Origin of the sequence: Streptomyces finlayi, assembly GCF_014216315.1 — a bacterium.
Taxonomy (GTDB): Bacteria; Actinomycetota; Actinomycetes; order Streptomycetales; family Streptomycetaceae; genus Streptomyces; species Streptomyces finlayi_A.
The window spans coordinates 3,918,203-3,933,724 of the sequence record NZ_CP045702.1; the positions used below are offsets into that span (position 1 = coordinate 3,918,203).

Genomic DNA, 15,522 nt, shown 5'->3' on the forward strand with positions numbered 1-15,522 from the left:
GCACGCGAGCCGATTGGATGGCCGGTCCCTCTCGGAACAGGGGTGTCGGGCGGAGCCTGTAGCGTGACGTGGCAATGCAGCAAGGCACCCGTGACACCCGCGGACGCGCGGACCGAAACGACGGCGAGGACTGATGGCACCCGGATCCGAAGCAAACGGCGGCGGAGTTTCGGATGGCACCGACTCCTGGGGTACCGGCGGTGTGGTCGGAGACGGGCGCTACCGGATGACCCACCGGCTCGGCCGCGGCGGCATGGCCGAGGTCTACGCCGCGGAGGACGTACGTCTGGGACGCACCGTGGCGGTGAAACTGCTCCGTTCCGACCTCGCCGAGGACCCGGTCTCCAAGGCCCGCTTCACGCGTGAGGCGCAGTCCGTCGCGGGCCTCAACCACCACGCGATCGTCGCCGTGTACGACTCCGGCGAGGACGTCGTGGGCGGCCGGACCGTCCCGTACATCGTGATGGAGCTCGTCGAGGGCAACACCATCCGCGACCTGCTGCTCAACGCGGAGTCCCCGCCGCCCGAGCAGGCCCTGATCATCGTCTCGGGTGTGCTGGAAGCTCTCGCGTACTCGCACCAGCACGGCATCGTGCACCGTGACATCAAGCCCGCCAACGTGATCATCACGGAGTCCGGCGCGGTCAAGGTCATGGACTTCGGCATCGCCCGTGCGCTGCACGGCGTGCAGTCGACGATGACCCAGACCGGCATGGTCATGGGCACGCCCCAGTACCTCTCCCCCGAACAGGCACTCGGCAAGGCGGTCGACCACCGCTCCGACCTGTACGCCACCGGCTGTCTGCTCTACGAGCTGCTGGCCCTGCGGCCCCCGTTCACCGGTGAGACCCCGCTCTCGGTCGTCTACCAGCACGTACAGGACATCCCGGTCCCGCCGTCCGAGGTCTCGGACGGCGTACCGCCGGAGCTGGACGGGATGGTGATGCGCTCGCTCGCGAAGGACCCGGACGACCGGTTCCAGAGCGCCGAGGAGATGCGCGGTCTCGTCCAGTACAGCCTGCAGATGCTCCAGGTGCAGGGCGGCCACACCGGTACGTGGAACACCGGCCCCGTCATGGCGCGCGAAGGCGGCCACACCTCGCCGATGAGCTCGGTGGGCGGTACGCCGGCGATGGGCTACCCGACGCACGGGGACACCTCGCAGGGCCCGATCCTGCCGCCGATGAACCCGGATGACGGCGGTTACGTCGGCGGCGGGCACAACGGCGGCCGCGGCCGCGGCAAGATGTGGCTGTTCGTCCTGCTCGCCCTGGTCGCGATCGGTGCGGGGGTCGCCTTCGCCGTCGACGCGGCGCAGGAGACCGGTACGAAGAAGCCGCAGACGCCCGCCACCACCCCGGCCTCGCCCTCGCCCTCGAAGTCGTCGGAGACACCGTCCGAGGAGCCGACGGAGGAGACCGAGGCGCCGGACACCTCCACGGGCGGCCAGTGGGAACCCACCGCCGAGCCCACCTGGACCCCCGCCCCGAAGCCCACCGAACCCACCGGCACGCCGACCACCACGCCGCCCACCACCGCTCCCGCCACCGACGGTGGCACCGGGACGGACGCGGGCACGGGTGACGAGGGCGGCACCGGCGACGAGGGCGGCACGGGCGACGAGGGCGGCACGACCGAGGGGACGACCGAAGGCACCACCGAGGGCGCGGCCGAGGGCGCGTCGACCGGAGCGGGCGAGGCAGCCGGTACCGTCGCGGGCACCACGCCGTAGGGGCCCGCGCCCGGCCCTCACTCCGTGAAGGCCGCGCAGACCGCCTCGTACTCACGCGTCCACCACACCGCCAGGGCCGACACCGCAGGGAACTGCGGGTCGGCCCTGCGGTCGTGCAGGCGATAGCGCCAGCGCAGTATCCAGAAGTCGTTGAGCCGCTCCCACCACACCCGGTGCACCGCGGCGGCCAGCTCCGCCGTGCCCGCCCCGGCCGCCCGCCGGTAGGCTCGCGCGTACGCCCGGACCTTCTCCAGGTCCAGTTCCCCGGCCGGCCTGACGAAGAAGATCGCCGCGGCCCGCACCGCCTCCTCCGCGCGCGGCTGGACGCCCAGCCGGTCCCAGTCGACGATCGCGACCGGATCGGCGCCCCGGTAGAGCAGGTTCAGCGGATGGAAGTCGCCGTGCACCCATCCCGTGGCCGGTCCGTCCGGGGTGGGCGGCTTGCGGTGGGCGTGCTGTTCGAGCAGGGCGCGGCGCTCGACGAGCCGGTGCACGGCCAGCTCGTCGAAGGCGTCGCGGGGGCGCAGCCCGCGCGCCGCGGTCAGCAGGTCGTCGATCAGCTCGAAGGTGTCGGCGGGCTCGGGACTGCCGTAACCGGGCCGGGGCGGCGGGCCGCCGCCCGGCCCCATCACCTGTTCAAGACCGGTGTGTACGGCTCCGAGCAGGGCCCCCAGCCGGCGCGACTGGGCGGTGGTCAGCTCGGAGCCCGCCCGGTGGAGGCCGTCGATCCAGGGGTGCAGGGCGTAGCAGGTGCCGTCGATCACCGTGACCGTGTCACCCTCCGTGTCCGTGATGGGCGGGGCGACGGGGACGCCGAGCGAGTGGAGCCGCTGGGTGGCCCGGTGCTGGCGGACGATCGTGGCGCGGTCACCGGTGGCGTCGTCGAGGTGGTGCTTGTCCAGATGGTGCTTGAGGAAATACGCGCCACGCGTGGTGGAGACGCGGTAGCCGTGGTTGAGCAGGCCCTTGGTCAGGGGCTCGCAGGCGAGCGGTTCACCGGCATCGGGATAGCGGCGCAGCACCTCGCCGACCGGGGGAACAGGTGGACGGGTTGCATATGAGCGCGGCACTTACCAAATGGTAGATCACGCTACGTGGCCGATTCGCTGACTTGCGTGGAAGCTCAGAGTGTGCAAGGTGACGAAGTGCGGTTCGAGCCGGAGATAGACCGGATCGAAGGGCTCGTCATTGGCCGTGAGAGGCACGGGACCGAAGAGTTCCCGCTGCTCGGGGCGGGGATGGACGATCCTGGCCGGTCCGGTGAACTGCACGGACCAGGGGTCGTCGCCGCCGTCGGCCGCGGTGTTGAAGTTGTCCGCCCCGTACGCGATGACGCTGCCGTCGCACGCTTTGTGGTGGCCGAGCCCCCGGTGCAGCCGCAGGAGCACCTGGTCCTCGGCCACGATGTGGCGGGCCACGGCCAGAATGGGGAGCGCTCGCATGCTCGTCGCCAGGCGGCCGTACGGCACCCGGCCGAGCAGCTCGATCGCGTGGAGTTCCTCAGAGGCCATGCGTCCACTGTCCGCCACCTGTAGGGCCGGGGTAAGGGTCCGCGGCCCCGGTTGACCCGGGACCAAAGTCCCGTAAGCGCCGGAGCCGCGCGATCACCGGGGGTTCCGGCCGATCACCGCGGGTTCCACGCGGTCACCGCGGTTTCAGCGGCGCTCGGCCTGGAGGCGGGCCACGTACGCCGCGGCCTGGGAGCGGCGCTCCATGCCCAGCTTGGCGAGCAGGCTGGACACGTAGTTCTTGATCGTCTTCTCGGCGAGGTGGAGCCGCTCGCCGATCACCCGGTTCGTGAGTCCCTCCCCGATCAGATCGAGGATCTTGCGCTCCTGGTCCGTGAGGCCGGACAGCTTGTCGTCGCCCTTGCCGTTCGGCCCGTCGCGCAGCCGCTCCAGCACCCGCGCGGTCGCCGCCGGGTCCAGCAGCGACTTCCCGGCCGCCACGTCCCGTACCGCGCTGAGCAGCTCGTTCCCGCGGATCGCCTTGAGTACGTAACCGGAGGCACCGGCCATGATCGCGTCGAAAAGGGCCTCGTCGTCGGCGTACGACGTGAGCATCAGGCACTTGATGTTCTCGTCCTGTGAGCGGACCTCGCGGCAGACCTCCACCCCGCTGCCGTCCGGCAGCCGTACGTCCAGGACCGCCACGTCGGGCCGGGTGGCGGGGATGCGGACCAGTGCGTCCGCCGCCGTGCCCGCCTCTCCGACCACCTCGATATCGGCTTCGGAGGAGAGCAGTTCATGCACCCCGCGGCGGACCACTTCGTGGTCGTCCAACAGAAATACGGTGATTTTTCCATCTTCGCGCACAAACGCAGTCTCACACACTCACCCCTTCCCTGCCGCTGCCGGCCGGGATAACGTGCCGTTGTTCCGGCGGCCTGCAAGGCTGTTACCAGTGCTGTGACCAGCGAGAGTTCCCGTTTTTCTCGATTTACTTGGAAATCCAAGCAAAAACGCAGGTCAGAGAGTGCTTCGCAGTTATGCGCTGCACTGGGTAACGTGCCTTTGGCAGGGTGCTCGCCGGGGCACCTGTCACGCCTGTTCCCGGCCGAGCTGCACCCACCCCGTGCACGGGTCCGGACATAGGCGAGCCGCACTGGTTCCCGGCAGACCCCGGGTACCGGACCGACGGAGGAGCACGCACGTGACCGTGGAGAGCACTGCCGCGCGCAAACCGCGACGCAGCAGCAAGCGGACCAGCGCCGCGAAGACGCCACAGAGTTCCGAGCCTCAACTCGTACAGTTGCTGACCCCCGAAGGGCAGCGCGTCGAGCACCCGGACTACGAGATCGACCTGACCGCGGACGAGCTCCGCGGCCTGTACCGGGACATGGTCCTCACCCGGCGCTTCGACGCCGAGGCGACCGCGCTCCAGCGCCAGGGCGAGCTGGGCCTGTGGGCCTCGCTGCTGGGCCAGGAGGCCGCGCAGATCGGCTCCGGCCGGGCGCTGCGCGACGACGACTACGTCTTCCCGACCTACCGGGAGCACGGCGTCGCCTGGTGCCGGGGGGTCGACCCGACCAATCTGCTCGGGATGTTCCGCGGCGTGAACCACGGCGGCTGGGACCCGAACACCAACAACTTCCACCTGTACACGATCGTCATCGGCTCGCAGACCCTGCACGCCACCGGCTACGCCATGGGCGTCGCCAAGGACGGCGCGGACTCGGCCGTGATCGCGTACTTCGGTGACGGCGCCTCCAGCCAGGGCGATGTCGCGGAGGCGTTCACCTTCTCGGCCGTCTACAACGCCCCCGTGGTGTTCTTCTGCCAGAACAACCAGTGGGCGATCTCGGAGCCCACCGAGCGCCAGACCAGGGTCCCGCTCTACCAGCGCGCCCAGGGCTTCGGTTTCCCCGGCGTCCGGGTCGACGGCAACGACGTACTCGCGTGCCTGGCCGTCACCAGGTCGGCGCTGGAGCGGGCGCGCCGCGGCGAGGGCCCGACCCTCGTCGAGGCGTTCACCTACCGCATGGGCGCCCACACCACCTCCGACGACCCGACGAAGTACCGGGCGGACGAGGAGCGGGTGGCCTGGGAGGCCAAGGACCCGATCCTGCGCCTGCGGACGTACCTGGAGAACGAGAAGGTCGCCGACGAGGCGTTCTTCACCGCGCTGGACGAGGAGAGCGAGACCCTCGGCAAGCGCGTACGGGAAGCGGTACGGGCCATGCCCGACCCGGACCCGATGTCGCTCTTCGAGCACGGCTACGCGGACGGGAGCAGCCTCGTCGACGAGGAGCGCGCCCAGTTCGCCGCCTACCAGGCATCGTTCGCAGACTCTGCCGAGGAGGGCAACTAGCCATGGCCGTGGAAAAGATGTCCATCGCGAAGGCGCTCAACGAGTCGCTGCGCCTCGCCCTCGACACGGACCCGAAGGTCCTGATCATGGGTGAGGACGTCGGCAAGCTCGGCGGCGTCTTCCGGGTCACCGACGGACTCCAGAAGGACTTCGGCGAGGGCCGGGTCATCGACACCCCGCTCGCCGAGTCCGGGATCGTCGGTACGGCGATCGGTATGGCCCTGCGCGGCTACCGGCCGATCGTGGAGATCCAGTTCGACGGGTTCGTCTTCCCCGCGTACGACCAGATCGTCACGCAGCTGGCGAAGATGCACGCCCGTTCGCTCGGCAAGATCAAGCTGCCGGTCGTCGTGCGGATTCCGTACGGCGGCGGCATCGGTGCCGTGGAGCACCACAGCGAGTCGCCGGAGGCCCTGTTCGCGCACGTCGCGGGGCTGAAGGTCGTGTCGCCTTCCAACGCGTCCGACGCGTACTGGATGATGCAGCAGGCCGTGCAGAGCGACGACCCGGTCATCTTCTTCGAGCCGAAGCGGCGTTACTGGGACAAGGGCGAGGTCGACACCGAGTCCATCCCCGGACCGCTGCACAAGGCGACGGTGGCGCGTACGGGCACCGACCTCACGCTCGTCGCGTACGGGCCGATGGTGAAGGTCTGCCTGGAGGCGGCCGCGGCCGCGCAGGAGGAGGGCAAGTCGGTCGAGGTCCTCGACCTGCGTTCGATGTCCCCGATCGACTTCGACACGATCCAGACATCCGTGGAGAAGACCCGCCGCCTGATCGTGGTCCACGAGGCCCCGGTGTTCTACGGCTCGGGCGCGGAGATCGCCGCCCGCATCACGGAGCGCTGCTTCTACCACCTCGAAGCACCGGTGCTGCGTGTCGGCGGCTACCACGTCCCGTATCCGCCGGCCCGGCTCGAGGACGAGTACCTGCCGGGACTCGACCGGGTGCTCGACGCCGTCGACCGCTCGCTGGCGTACTGAGGAGAGGGTTCGTGACGACGATGACCGAAACGTCTGCTCGCTTCCGTGAGTTCAAGATGCCCGATGTGGGCGAAGGACTGACCGAGGCGGAGATCCTCAAGTGGTACGTCCAGCCCGGTGACACCGTCACCGACGGCCAGGTCGTGTGCGAGGTCGAGACGGCCAAGGCGGCCGTGGAGCTGCCGATCCCGTTCGACGGGGTCGTGCACGAGCTGCGCTTCCCCGAGGGCACGACCGTCGATGTCGGCCAGGTGATCATCACGGTGGACGTGGCGCCGGGCAGCGGTGACGCGGCCCCCGCCCCGGTGGCGGAGCCCGTGGCGGCTCCGCAGCCGGCTGCCGAGCCGGAGGCGCCGAAGGGCCGCCAGCCGGTCCTGGTGGGCTACGGCGTGGCCGAGTCCTCCACGAAGCGCCGCCCGCGCAAGGGTGCCGAGGCCCCGGTACAGGCCGCCGCGGCGGTACAGGGTGAGCTGAACGGCAGCGGCAGCGGCGGGGTGGTGCCGGAGACCCGGCCGCTCGCCAAGCCGCCGGTCCGCAAGCTGGCCAAGGACCTGGGCATCGACCTGTCGACGGTCACGCCGACCGGCAAGGACGGCATCATCACCCGTGAGGACGTCCACGCGGCGGCCGCGCCGGTGGCGGAGCCGGCCGCTCCTGCCGCTGCCGCTGCCGCCGAGCCCGTGGCGTCGGCGCCGGTGGCTGCCGCAGCCTCCGCCCCGGGTGCCCGGGAGACGCGTATCCCGGTCAAGGGCGTGCGCAAGGCCATAGCGCAGGCGATGGTGGGCAGCGCCTTCACGGCTCCGCACGTCACCGAGTTCGTGACCGTCGACGTGACGCGCACGATGAAGCTGGTGGCGGAGCTCAAGGAGGACAAGGACATGGCGGGGGTGCGGGTCAATCCGCTCCTGATCATCGCCAAGGCCCTCCTGGTCGCGATCAAGCGGAACCCGGAGGTCAACGCCGCCTGGGACGAGGCCGGCCAGCAGATCGTCCAGAAGCACTACGTGAATCTGGGCATCGCCGCGGCCACCCCGCGCGGACTGATCGTGCCGAACATCAAGGACGCGCAGGAGCAGACGCTGCCGCAGCTCGCCGCGTCGCTGGGCGAACTGGTCTCCGTCGCGCGCGAGGGCAAGACGTCTCCCGCGGCGATGTCGGGCGGCACGGTGACGATCACCAACGTCGGTGTGTTCGGCGTCGACACGGGAACGCCGATCCTGAACCCGGGTGAGTCCGCGATCCTCGCGGTCGGGGCGATCAAGCTCCAGCCCTGGGTCCACAAGGGCAAGGTGAAGCCCCGACAGGTCACCACGCTGGCGCTGTCGTTCGACCACCGCCTGGTCGACGGCGAACTCGGCTCCAAGGTCCTCGCGGACATCGCGGCGATCCTGGAACAGCCGAAGCGGCTGATCACCTGGGCCTAGCGGGTCCGGTGGTACGTGTTCGAGAGGGCTCGCGCGGAGTTCGCGCGGGCCCCTCGTCATGTCCGGCGTCGCCGCGGCGCACGGAGAAGGGGCCCCGCGAGCGCGGAGCCCCTTCTCCGTGCGCCGCGGGGCTACAGCTTGAAGCCGTAGTCCATGAGCTTCTTCGCGTCCGCGGTCCGGTTCGCCTCGGACGAGGAGGTGAGGACCGTGCCGATGACCGTCTTGCCGTTACGGGTCGCGGCGAAGACGAGGCAGTACTTGGCGGTCGGCCCCGAGCCGGTCTTCACGCCGATCGCGCCGCTGTACGAGCTGAGCATCTTGTTGGTGTTGGTCCACGCCATGTAGCGGTATCCGCCGCTCTTCGTGGTCACCTTCTGCTTCGTCGACTTCGTCTTGACGATCGCGCGGAAGGTGGAGCTCTTCATCGCGCTGCCGGCGATCTTCGTCAGGTCGCGCGGGGTGGAGTAGTTGTTCCCACCCCCTATGCCGTCGAACGAGTCGAACTTCGTGTTCTTCAGGCCGAGGGACTTCGCGGTGGCGTTCATCTTGCCGATGAACGACTTCACGCGGGCCCCGCGCGTGGTGCCCGTACCGAACTTGTCGGCGAGGGCGTACGCGGCGTCGCAGCCCGACGGGAGCATGAGCCCGTACAGGAGCTGGCGGACGGTGACCTTGTCGCCGACGATCAGCCGGGCCGACGAGGCGCCCTTGGAGACGATGTAGTCGCTGTACGCCTTCTGGATCGTCACCTTCGAATCCAGGTTCAGATTCTTCTGCGACAGCACCACCTTGGCGGTCATGATCTTGGTGGTGGAGCCGGTGGAGCGGCGCGTGTCCGCGGCCTTGGTGAAGAGGGTCTTGCCGGTGCCGTCGTTCATCACGAAGCCGCCCTTGGCGACGATCGTGGGCTTCGGCGGTGCGGCTGCCTGGGCCTGGGTGGCGAAGGCGCTGCCCGCGAGGACGGCGCCGGCGGTGAGGGCCACGGTGGCAGTGGCGGTTGCGCGGTATCCGCGCTTCATGCCGAGATTCAACTGAACGCTCCAAATGCCCGTGATATGCGGCTACATAAGGGTGCCGCTCGGTGATGAGACTCATGACCCGGGGTAATGGATGTACCGCAACAGGGGTGAATTCAGGGGTATTTCCGGAGTGCCGCCGACCGGCTGCGGTATTTCATATCGTGGACCGGTCATCGCATGCGTCCATGTTGTATCTATGCTGTGTGCATGCCTGCCGCGCCCGCCGTTCCCGCCAAGCCCGCCGTCCCCGCCTCGCTCAGGCGGCCGCCCGCCGCCGACCGTGTCTACACCCACGTCAAGGACGCTGTCCTCGACCGTCGTTACCAGGGCGGGACGCTCCTCACCGAAGGCGATCTGGCGGAGGCCGTCGGCGTATCCCGTACGCCCGTGCGCGAGGCGCTGCTGCGTCTCGAGGTCGAAGGGCTGATCAAGCTCTACCCGAAGAAGGGCGCCCTCGTGCTCGCCGTCTCCGCGCAGGAGATCGCGGACGTGGTGGAGACCCGTCTGCTGGTCGAGGAGTTCGCGGCCCGCAAGGCCGTCCCCGCGTCCGCGCAGCTGATCCGCCGGCTGGAGGACCTCCTGGAGGAGCAGCGGCAGAAGTCCGAAGATGGTGACCTCGCAGCCGTCGCCGTCAGCGACCGCTGCTTCCACGCCGAGATCGTGCGCAACGCGGGCAACGAGATCCTGTCCCGTCTCTACGACCAGCTGCGCGACCGGCAGTTGCGGATGGGCGTCGCCGTGCTGGAGGCGCACCCCGGCCGGATCGCCGCCAACATCACGGAGCACGGGGAACTGCTGGACGCCATCAGGGCCGGGGACGCGGACGCCGCCGCGCAGGTCGTACGGCGCCACGTCAGCCGGGTCAAGGTGCTGGTCCGGGGTGAGGACCGGTGAGTTCCGGGGCCGCCCCCACTCTCTCCCTGCCCGGTGACCCGCCCGGTGGCCGGCGTGCCGCCCGGATCTGGGGCATCGGCGTCGCCGTCTACTTCGTCGCCATCATCTTCCGTACGAGCCTGGGAGTCGCCGGACTCGACGCCGCGGACCGCTTCGACGTCAACGCGTCGGCGCTTTCCACGTTCTCCATCCTCCAGCTGCTCGTCTACGCCGGTATGCAGATACCCGTCGGGCTGATGGTCGACCGGCTCGGCACCAAGAAGGTCCTCACGATCGGGGCCGTGCTGTTCACCCTGGGACAGCTCGGCTTCGCGCTCTCCCCCTCGTACGGCATGGCGCTGGCCTCGCGCGCCCTGCTCGGGTGCGGCGACGCGATGACGTTCATCAGCGTGCTGCGGCTCGGCAGCCGGTGGTTCCCGGCCCGGCGGGGGCCGATGATCGGGCAGGTCGCCGCGCTGTTCGGGATGGCGGGCAACCTCGTCTCGACCCTGTTCATCGCCCGCGCGCTGCACGGCTTCGGCTGGACCACGACATTCGTGGGCAGCGCGGCCGCCGGTGTCGTCGTGCTGGTGTTGCTGCTGCTGTTCCTCAAGGACCATCCCGATGGCCACGAGCCGCCGCCCGCCGAGCACGCGGGCGCCGCGTACGTGCGCAAGCAGATCGCCGCGGCCTGGAGTGAACCCGGCACCCGGCTCGGGATGTGGGTGCACTTCACCACCCAGTTCCCCGCCATGGTCTTCCTGCTGCTCTGGGGCATGCCGTTCCTGGTCGAGGCCCAGGGGCTGAGCCGGGGAACGGCCGGTGAGCTGCTCACGCTCGTGGTGCTCTCCAACATGGCGGTGGGGCTCGTCTACGGGCAGATCATCGCCCGGCACCACGCGGCGCGTGTCCCGCTGGCGCTCGGTACGGTCGCGACGACGGCCCTGCTGTGGGCCGTGACGATCTTCCATCCGGCCGACCACGCGCCTATGTGGCTGCTGGTCATCCTGTGCCTGGTGCTCGGTGCCTGTGGCCCGGCGTCGATGATCGGCTTCGACTTCGCGCGCCCCGCCAACCCGCCGGAGCGCCAGGGCACGGCGTCGGGGATCGTCAACATGGGCGGCTTCGTCGCCTCGATGACCACGCTGTTCGCGGTCGGTGTGCTGCTGGACGCGACCGGCGACAACTACCGGATCGCGTTCGCCTCCGTCTTCGTCCTGGAGGCGCTCGGCATCACCCAGATCCTGCGGCTGCGGGCCAGGGCGGCGCTCAGGGAACGCGACCACCACGTCGTCAGCAGGGTCGAGGCTGTGCACGTGCCCGCGTGACGCGTCGGCACCCCGGCCGGCGGCGCGCCCGTCTCGTCGCTCGAGGACGGGCGTCGCCGACCGGTGGAACTACGGCGTCACGGCGAAGTGGTGCAGGATCGCGGCGCCGAGGTCCTGGTCGCCCTCGACCTTGATCCGGTCCGCGACCGCGGTCGCCCTGACCCTGCCGCAGGCGAGGCGGTAATACGTCTCCCAGTCCATCGCCAGCGTCACGGCGGGACCCAGGGAGGGCGCCCCGTCGATCGAGCCGCGGCCGTCCGCGTCCACACGGACCGTGCGCAGGAACTCCACCGGCCCGTGCACATCGAGCACCACCGCCGAATTGGCGGGCGCGCCCGCGTCCTTGGCGACGACCTTCGGCAGTGCGGAGAGCAGGGTGTCCCGGGCGACGAGGGCGCCGGGGGAGTCCAGGTTGCCCGGGAGGCCCAGCGTCGTACGCAGGTCCTGCTCGTGCACCCAGACGTCGAAGGCCCTCATGTGCAGCGCCACTTCCAGCGTCTGTTCCGTCCCGAGCGGCGCCCGGACCATGGTCTCGGGGGCCCGCGACTCGTTGCGCAGCTGGCGGGCGCGGCGGATGACGGTGTACTCCAGCTCGGAGGTCATCTCCGGCGCGGTGTGGTGGCGCCGCACGTCGACCTGCATCTCCATGTACCGCGTGAAGTCGTTCTGCACGTGGTACAGATCGCGCGGCAGTGTGTGGATCGGGCGCGGATCGCCGAGCATCTCGCACTCCATGCCGATGATGTGCGACACGATGTCGCGCAGCGACCAGCCGGGGCACGGCGTGCGGCGATTCCACTCCCCTTCGACGAGCGGCTTCACCAGCTCGGCTATCGACTCGATGGAGTGGGTCCAGGCGTCGGCGTAGGTCTGGAGGCTGGGATGGACGGTCACGGGACCCCTCGTGCGGTTCTGCGGTGCATGGGCTGGAGAGCAGGGAGTACCGGCGCGCTGGCCGGAACTGACGGCGCTGTCTGCGGGATGCTGTCTGCGGTTGAGGTTCGTTGGCTAAGTTACGCTGCGAGCAGGCACCCCGGCAGTGCTTTCGTGTGACGATCGTAGGCCCGTGTTGACGGCTCGAATGCCAGGACGGTGGTAGTGTGCGCGCCTCCCTCATCCAGATCGCAGTAGAACCGGACGAATCCGTCAATGCCCGCAGAGAACGCGTGGCTTCACTGGTCGGCTCCCAACGGGGCGCGGACCTGGTGGTTCTCCCGGAACTCTGGCCGGTCGGCGCCTTCGCCTACACCGCGTTCGAGGACGAGGCCGAACCTTTCGAGGGCCCCACGCATCAGGTGATGGCGAAGGCCGCGGCGGAGGCCGGGGTGTGGCTGCACGCCGGCTCCTTCGTCGAACGGGCGTCGGACGGCGCCCTGTACAACACCTCGCTGGTCTTCTCGCCCGAAGGCGAGCGCGTGGCCTCCTACCGCAAGATCCACCTCTTCGGCTTCGACAAGGGCGAGGCCGTGATGATGGGCGCGGGCGAGGAACTGGTCACGGTCGCTCTGCCGCAGACCACCCTGGGTCTCGCCACCTGTTATGACCTGCGTTTCCCGGAGCTGTTCCGCGGGCTGGTCGACGCGGGCGCCGACACCCTGGTCGTGGCCGCCGGCTGGCCGGAACGCCGCCGCGCCCACTGGACCCTGCTGGCGCAGGCCCGCGCCGTCGAGAACCAGGCGTACGTCCTGGCCGTCGGCACCGCGGGCACGCACGCCGACGTCCCGCAGGCCGGGCACAGCATCGTCGTCGACCCCTGGGGCGAGGTGCTGGCCGAGGCGGGCGGGGACGAGGAGATCCTGACCGTGGAGTTCGACCCGGCCAGGACGGCCGCCACGCGGGACCAGTTCCCGGCTCTGAAGGACCGCCGCCTCGGCCTCGCCGCGCCGCGCTGACTCATGGGTGCGGGCGCCTGTTTCACGTGAAACAGGCGCTGGATCATCCCTCCTTGTCCGCGAGCACGATCACGCACATCGACACGGCGATGAGCAGGGCGGTGTCGGCGTCCTCGCGTACGACGTCGATGCCGTACGTGTCGCGCACGGTGAGCCGGCGCCTGGAGATCTGGGCGAGCAGCTCCCCGTCGTAGTCGATGGCGAACTCGCGGTCGAGGATGCGTCCGCTGACGTCGAGTTCGGTGCCGTCCACCAGCGTCACCCGGTAGTGGTTGCGCAGCAGCGACAGCCGCTTCCGCTTGACCTCGGCGAGTGGTTCGCCGTCGCGTTCGATGATCATCGTGTCGCGCAGGCTGATCAGCTTCTGCCGCAGCTCGATGAGGATCCGGCCCTGCGTGTCCTTCAGCTCGAAGGTGTCCCGCATCCGCATGGCCTTGCCGTCGACCAGGAAGACCTTGCGGCCCTCCGTGTCCTCGATCCAGTAGTCGTCACCGATGGCGAACAGTCGCTCACGTACGAGAAGTCTCATGGCTCACAGGGTCCCCGAGCCCCCTGCGGAATGCGTGCAGGGCACGGTGAGGGCCGACGTTCATACCAGGATGGCAAGCTTGAAGCATGAACGATGCCGCCCCGGCGCCCACCCCCGCGCCCCGCCGTGCCCGTGTCCGTGCCCCCGAGCTGATCGGCAAGGGGGGCTGGATCAACACCGGCGGCAAGGACCTGAAGCTCGCCGACTTCCGAGGTCGCACATTGATCCTCGATTTCTGGACGTTCTGCTGTGTGAATTGTCTGCATGTCCTCGATGAGCTCCGTGAGCTGGAGGAGAAGCACCGCGACACGGTGGTGATCATCGGTGTGCACTCGCCGAAGTTCGTGCACGAGGCCGAGCACCAGGCCGTCGTGGACGCCGTCGAGCGGTACGAGGTTCATCACCCCGTCCTCGACGATCCCGAGCTCGCCACCTGGAAGCAGTACGCCGTACGGGCCTGGCCGACGCTCGTCGTGATCGATCCCGAGGGGTATGTCGTCGCCCAGCACGCCGGTGAGGGGCACGCGCACGCCATCGGGAAGCTGGTCGAGGAGCTGGAGGCCGAGCACGGCGCGAAGGGCACGCTGCGGCGGGGCGACGGCCCCTATGTCGCTCCGGAGCCGGTGGCCACGTATCTGCGCTTCCCCGGCAAGGCGCTGGCCCTCCCCGACGGCGGCTTCCTGGTCTCCGACACCACACGGCACCGCCTGGCCGAGCTCGATGGGGACGGCGAGACCGTCCGCCGGTACTTCGGTACGGGTGAGCGCGGGCTGGTGGACGGCGGGCCGGACGAGGTCAGGTTCAGTGAGCCGCAGGGGCTCGCCGTGCTGCCCGACGGGCGTATCGCCGTCGCGGACACGGTCAACCACGCGATCCGGGCGCTCGACCTGGGCACCGGCCTGACGAGCACGCTCGCCGGGACCGGCCGCCAGTGGTGGCAGGGCGCCCCGAACCACGGCCCGGCCAAGGACGTCGACCTCTCCTCGCCCTGGGACATCGCCTGGTTCGACGACCGCCTGTGGATCGCGATGGCGGGCGTGCACCAGCTGTGGTCGTACGACCCCGGGACCCTGAGCGTGCGGGTCGAGGCGGGCACGACGAACGAGGGACTGGTCGACGGGCCCGCCGCCGAAGCGTGGTTCGCCCAGCCCTCCGGGCTCGCCACCTCCGTCGACGGCGAGCGGCTGTGGGTCGCGGACCCGGAGACCTCCGCCCTGCGGTACGTCGAGCGGGACGGCTCCGTCCACACCGCCGTCGGTACCGGGCTCTTCGACTTCGGTCACCGCGACGGCGCCGCCGGCCAGGCACTCTTCCAGCACCCGCTGGGCGTCACCGCGCTGCCCGACGGGTCCGTCGCCGTCAGCGACACGTACAACCACGCGCTGCGGCGGTACGACCCCGTGAGCGGCGAGGTCACCACGCTGGCCACGGATATGCGCGAGCCCAGCGACGCGGTGCTGGCCGACGGTGATCTGGTCGTCGTGGAGTCGGCCCGGCACCGGCTGACCCGGCTGCGGCTGCCCGAGGAGGCCGTACGCGTCTCGGGCGAGGCCCACCGGACGCAGCGGGAGGCCACCGAGGTCGCGCCGGGGGCGCTCCGGCTCGATGTGGTCTTCCAGGCGCCGGCCGGTCAGAAGCTGGACACCCGGTACGGTCCCTCGACCCGGCTGCTGGTCTCCTCCACGCCGCCCGAACTGCTGGCGGAGGGGGCGGGGCCCGGCACGGACCTGTTCCGGGAGCTCGTCTTGGCGGACGGGCTCACGGAAGGCGTGCTGCACGTCTCGGCGATGGCGGCGTCCTGTGACGACGACCCGGACAACGAGTACCCGGCCTGCCATGTCCACCAGCAGGACTGGGGCGTGCCGCTCCGGGTGACCGCCGATGGTGTGTCCCGGCTGCCGCTGGTGCTCGCGGGCATGGATGACGCCTGAC

Annotated in this window: 14 protein-coding genes; 8 read left to right on the plus strand and 6 right to left on the minus strand. The window is 70.0% G+C overall.

Annotated features, from left to right (window positions below; all coding sequences use genetic code 11):
* The first annotated feature begins 133 nt into the window (after positions 1–133).
* Positions 134–1,732, plus strand: a complete 1,599-nt coding sequence (locus F0344_RS18160; protein ID WP_185299782.1) for a protein kinase domain-containing protein — start codon at positions 134–136, stop codon at positions 1,730–1,732.
* 17 nt (positions 1,733–1,749) lie between these two features.
* Here the strand turns inward: F0344_RS18160 and F0344_RS18165 are convergent, their stop codons facing one another.
* The 3 genes from F0344_RS18165 to F0344_RS18175 all read right to left on the minus strand — a co-directional run bounded on the left by F0344_RS18165 (position 1,750) and on the right by F0344_RS18175 (position 4,047).
* Positions 1,750–2,754, minus strand: coding sequence for a phosphotransferase (locus tag F0344_RS18165; protein WP_185302752.1), 1,005 nt, complete (start codon positions 2,752–2,754; stop codon positions 1,750–1,752).
* Between the two features lie 63 nt (positions 2,755–2,817).
* Entirely contained in the window at positions 2,818–3,243 is a 426-nt protein-coding gene (locus F0344_RS18170; protein WP_185299783.1) for a pyridoxamine 5'-phosphate oxidase family protein, read from the minus strand.
* 144 nt (positions 3,244–3,387) lie between these two features.
* Positions 3,388–4,047 (minus strand): response regulator, encoded by a 660-nt coding sequence (locus tag F0344_RS18175; RefSeq protein ID WP_185299784.1) that lies wholly within the window; start codon positions 4,045–4,047, stop codon positions 3,388–3,390.
* A gap of 337 nt (positions 4,048–4,384) precedes the next feature.
* On the opposite strand from F0344_RS18175, the gene pdhA reads away from it, so the two are divergent.
* From pdhA to F0344_RS18190, 3 genes are read left to right on the plus strand one after another with little or no spacing between them, the layout of a single operon-like run.
* Entirely contained in the window at positions 4,385–5,542 is a 1,158-nt protein-coding gene (pdhA, locus tag F0344_RS18180; RefSeq protein WP_185299785.1) for a pyruvate dehydrogenase (acetyl-transferring) E1 component subunit alpha, read from the plus strand.
* Positions 5,543–5,544: 2 nt separating this feature from the next.
* Positions 5,545–6,525: an alpha-ketoacid dehydrogenase subunit beta gene (locus tag F0344_RS18185; RefSeq protein WP_185299786.1), complete on the plus strand. Its 981-nt coding sequence runs from the start codon at positions 5,545–5,547 to the stop codon at positions 6,523–6,525.
* 11 nt (positions 6,526–6,536) lie between these two features.
* Positions 6,537–7,949, plus strand: coding sequence for a dihydrolipoamide acetyltransferase family protein (locus tag F0344_RS18190; protein ID WP_185299787.1), 1,413 nt, complete (start codon positions 6,537–6,539; stop codon positions 7,947–7,949).
* Positions 7,950–8,080: 131 nt separating this feature from the next.
* Here F0344_RS18190 and F0344_RS18195 read toward each other — a convergent pair whose 3' ends face one another.
* Positions 8,081–8,968 carry a D-alanyl-D-alanine carboxypeptidase family protein gene (locus F0344_RS18195; RefSeq protein WP_374940100.1) on the minus strand — a complete coding sequence of 296 codons (888 nt, stop codon included), beginning with the start codon at positions 8,966–8,968 and terminating at the stop codon, positions 8,081–8,083.
* A gap of 207 nt (positions 8,969–9,175) precedes the next feature.
* On the opposite strand from F0344_RS18195, the gene F0344_RS18200 reads away from it, so the two are divergent.
* Both F0344_RS18200 and F0344_RS18205 read left to right on the plus strand, forming a co-directional pair.
* Positions 9,176–9,862 (plus strand): GntR family transcriptional regulator, encoded by a 687-nt coding sequence (locus F0344_RS18200; protein WP_185299789.1) that lies wholly within the window; start codon positions 9,176–9,178, stop codon positions 9,860–9,862.
* On the plus strand, positions 9,859–11,169 hold the full coding sequence (locus F0344_RS18205; RefSeq protein WP_185299790.1) for an MFS transporter: 1,311 nt from the start codon (positions 9,859–9,861) through the stop codon (positions 11,167–11,169). The genes F0344_RS18200 and F0344_RS18205 overlap by 4 nt, the downstream gene beginning before the upstream one ends.
* Before the next feature lie 69 nt (positions 11,170–11,238).
* Here F0344_RS18205 and F0344_RS18210 read toward each other — a convergent pair whose 3' ends face one another.
* Positions 11,239–12,063, minus strand: a complete 825-nt coding sequence (locus F0344_RS18210; RefSeq protein WP_185299791.1) for a maleylpyruvate isomerase family mycothiol-dependent enzyme — start codon at positions 12,061–12,063, stop codon at positions 11,239–11,241.
* Between the two features lie 206 nt (positions 12,064–12,269).
* Here F0344_RS18210 and F0344_RS18215 point away from each other — a divergent pair, with 206 nt between their 5' ends.
* Positions 12,270–13,061, plus strand: a complete 792-nt coding sequence (locus tag F0344_RS18215) for a carbon-nitrogen family hydrolase (protein ID WP_185299792.1) — start codon at positions 12,270–12,272, stop codon at positions 13,059–13,061.
* A 43-nt stretch (positions 13,062–13,104) separates the two neighbouring features.
* Here F0344_RS18215 and F0344_RS18220 read toward each other — a convergent pair whose 3' ends face one another.
* Positions 13,105–13,590 carry an LURP-one-related/scramblase family protein gene (locus F0344_RS18220; RefSeq protein ID WP_185299793.1) on the minus strand — a complete coding sequence of 162 codons (486 nt, stop codon included), beginning with the start codon at positions 13,588–13,590 and terminating at the stop codon, positions 13,105–13,107.
* A gap of 86 nt (positions 13,591–13,676) precedes the next feature.
* On the opposite strand from F0344_RS18220, the gene F0344_RS18225 reads away from it, so the two are divergent.
* Positions 13,677–15,521, plus strand: a complete 1,845-nt coding sequence (locus tag F0344_RS18225; RefSeq protein ID WP_185299794.1) for an NHL domain-containing thioredoxin family protein — start codon at positions 13,677–13,679, stop codon at positions 15,519–15,521.
* Position 15,522 lies beyond the last annotated feature (1 nt).

Excerpts from the sequence above, each read along its gene's own strand:
- F0344_RS18225 (WP_185299794.1), top strand. The coding sequence starts at position 13,677 with ATGAACGATGCCGCCCCGGCGCCCACCCCCGCGCCCCGCCGTGCCCGT.
- F0344_RS18170 (WP_185299783.1), bottom strand. The coding sequence starts at position 3,243 with ATGGCCTCTGAGGAACTCCACGCGATCGAGCTGCTCGGCCGGGTGCCG.
- F0344_RS18160 (WP_185299782.1), top strand. The coding sequence starts at position 134 with ATGGCACCCGGATCCGAAGCAAACGGCGGCGGAGTTTCGGATGGCACC.
- F0344_RS18220 (WP_185299793.1), bottom strand. The coding sequence starts at position 13,590 with ATGAGACTTCTCGTACGTGAGCGACTGTTCGCCATCGGTGACGACTAC.
- F0344_RS18200 (WP_185299789.1), top strand. The coding sequence starts at position 9,176 with ATGCCTGCCGCGCCCGCCGTTCCCGCCAAGCCCGCCGTCCCCGCCTCG.
- F0344_RS18185 (WP_185299786.1), top strand. The coding sequence starts at position 5,545 with ATGGCCGTGGAAAAGATGTCCATCGCGAAGGCGCTCAACGAGTCGCTG.
- F0344_RS18195 (WP_374940100.1), bottom strand. The coding sequence starts at position 8,968 with ATGAAGCGCGGATACCGCGCAACCGCCACTGCCACCGTGGCCCTCACC.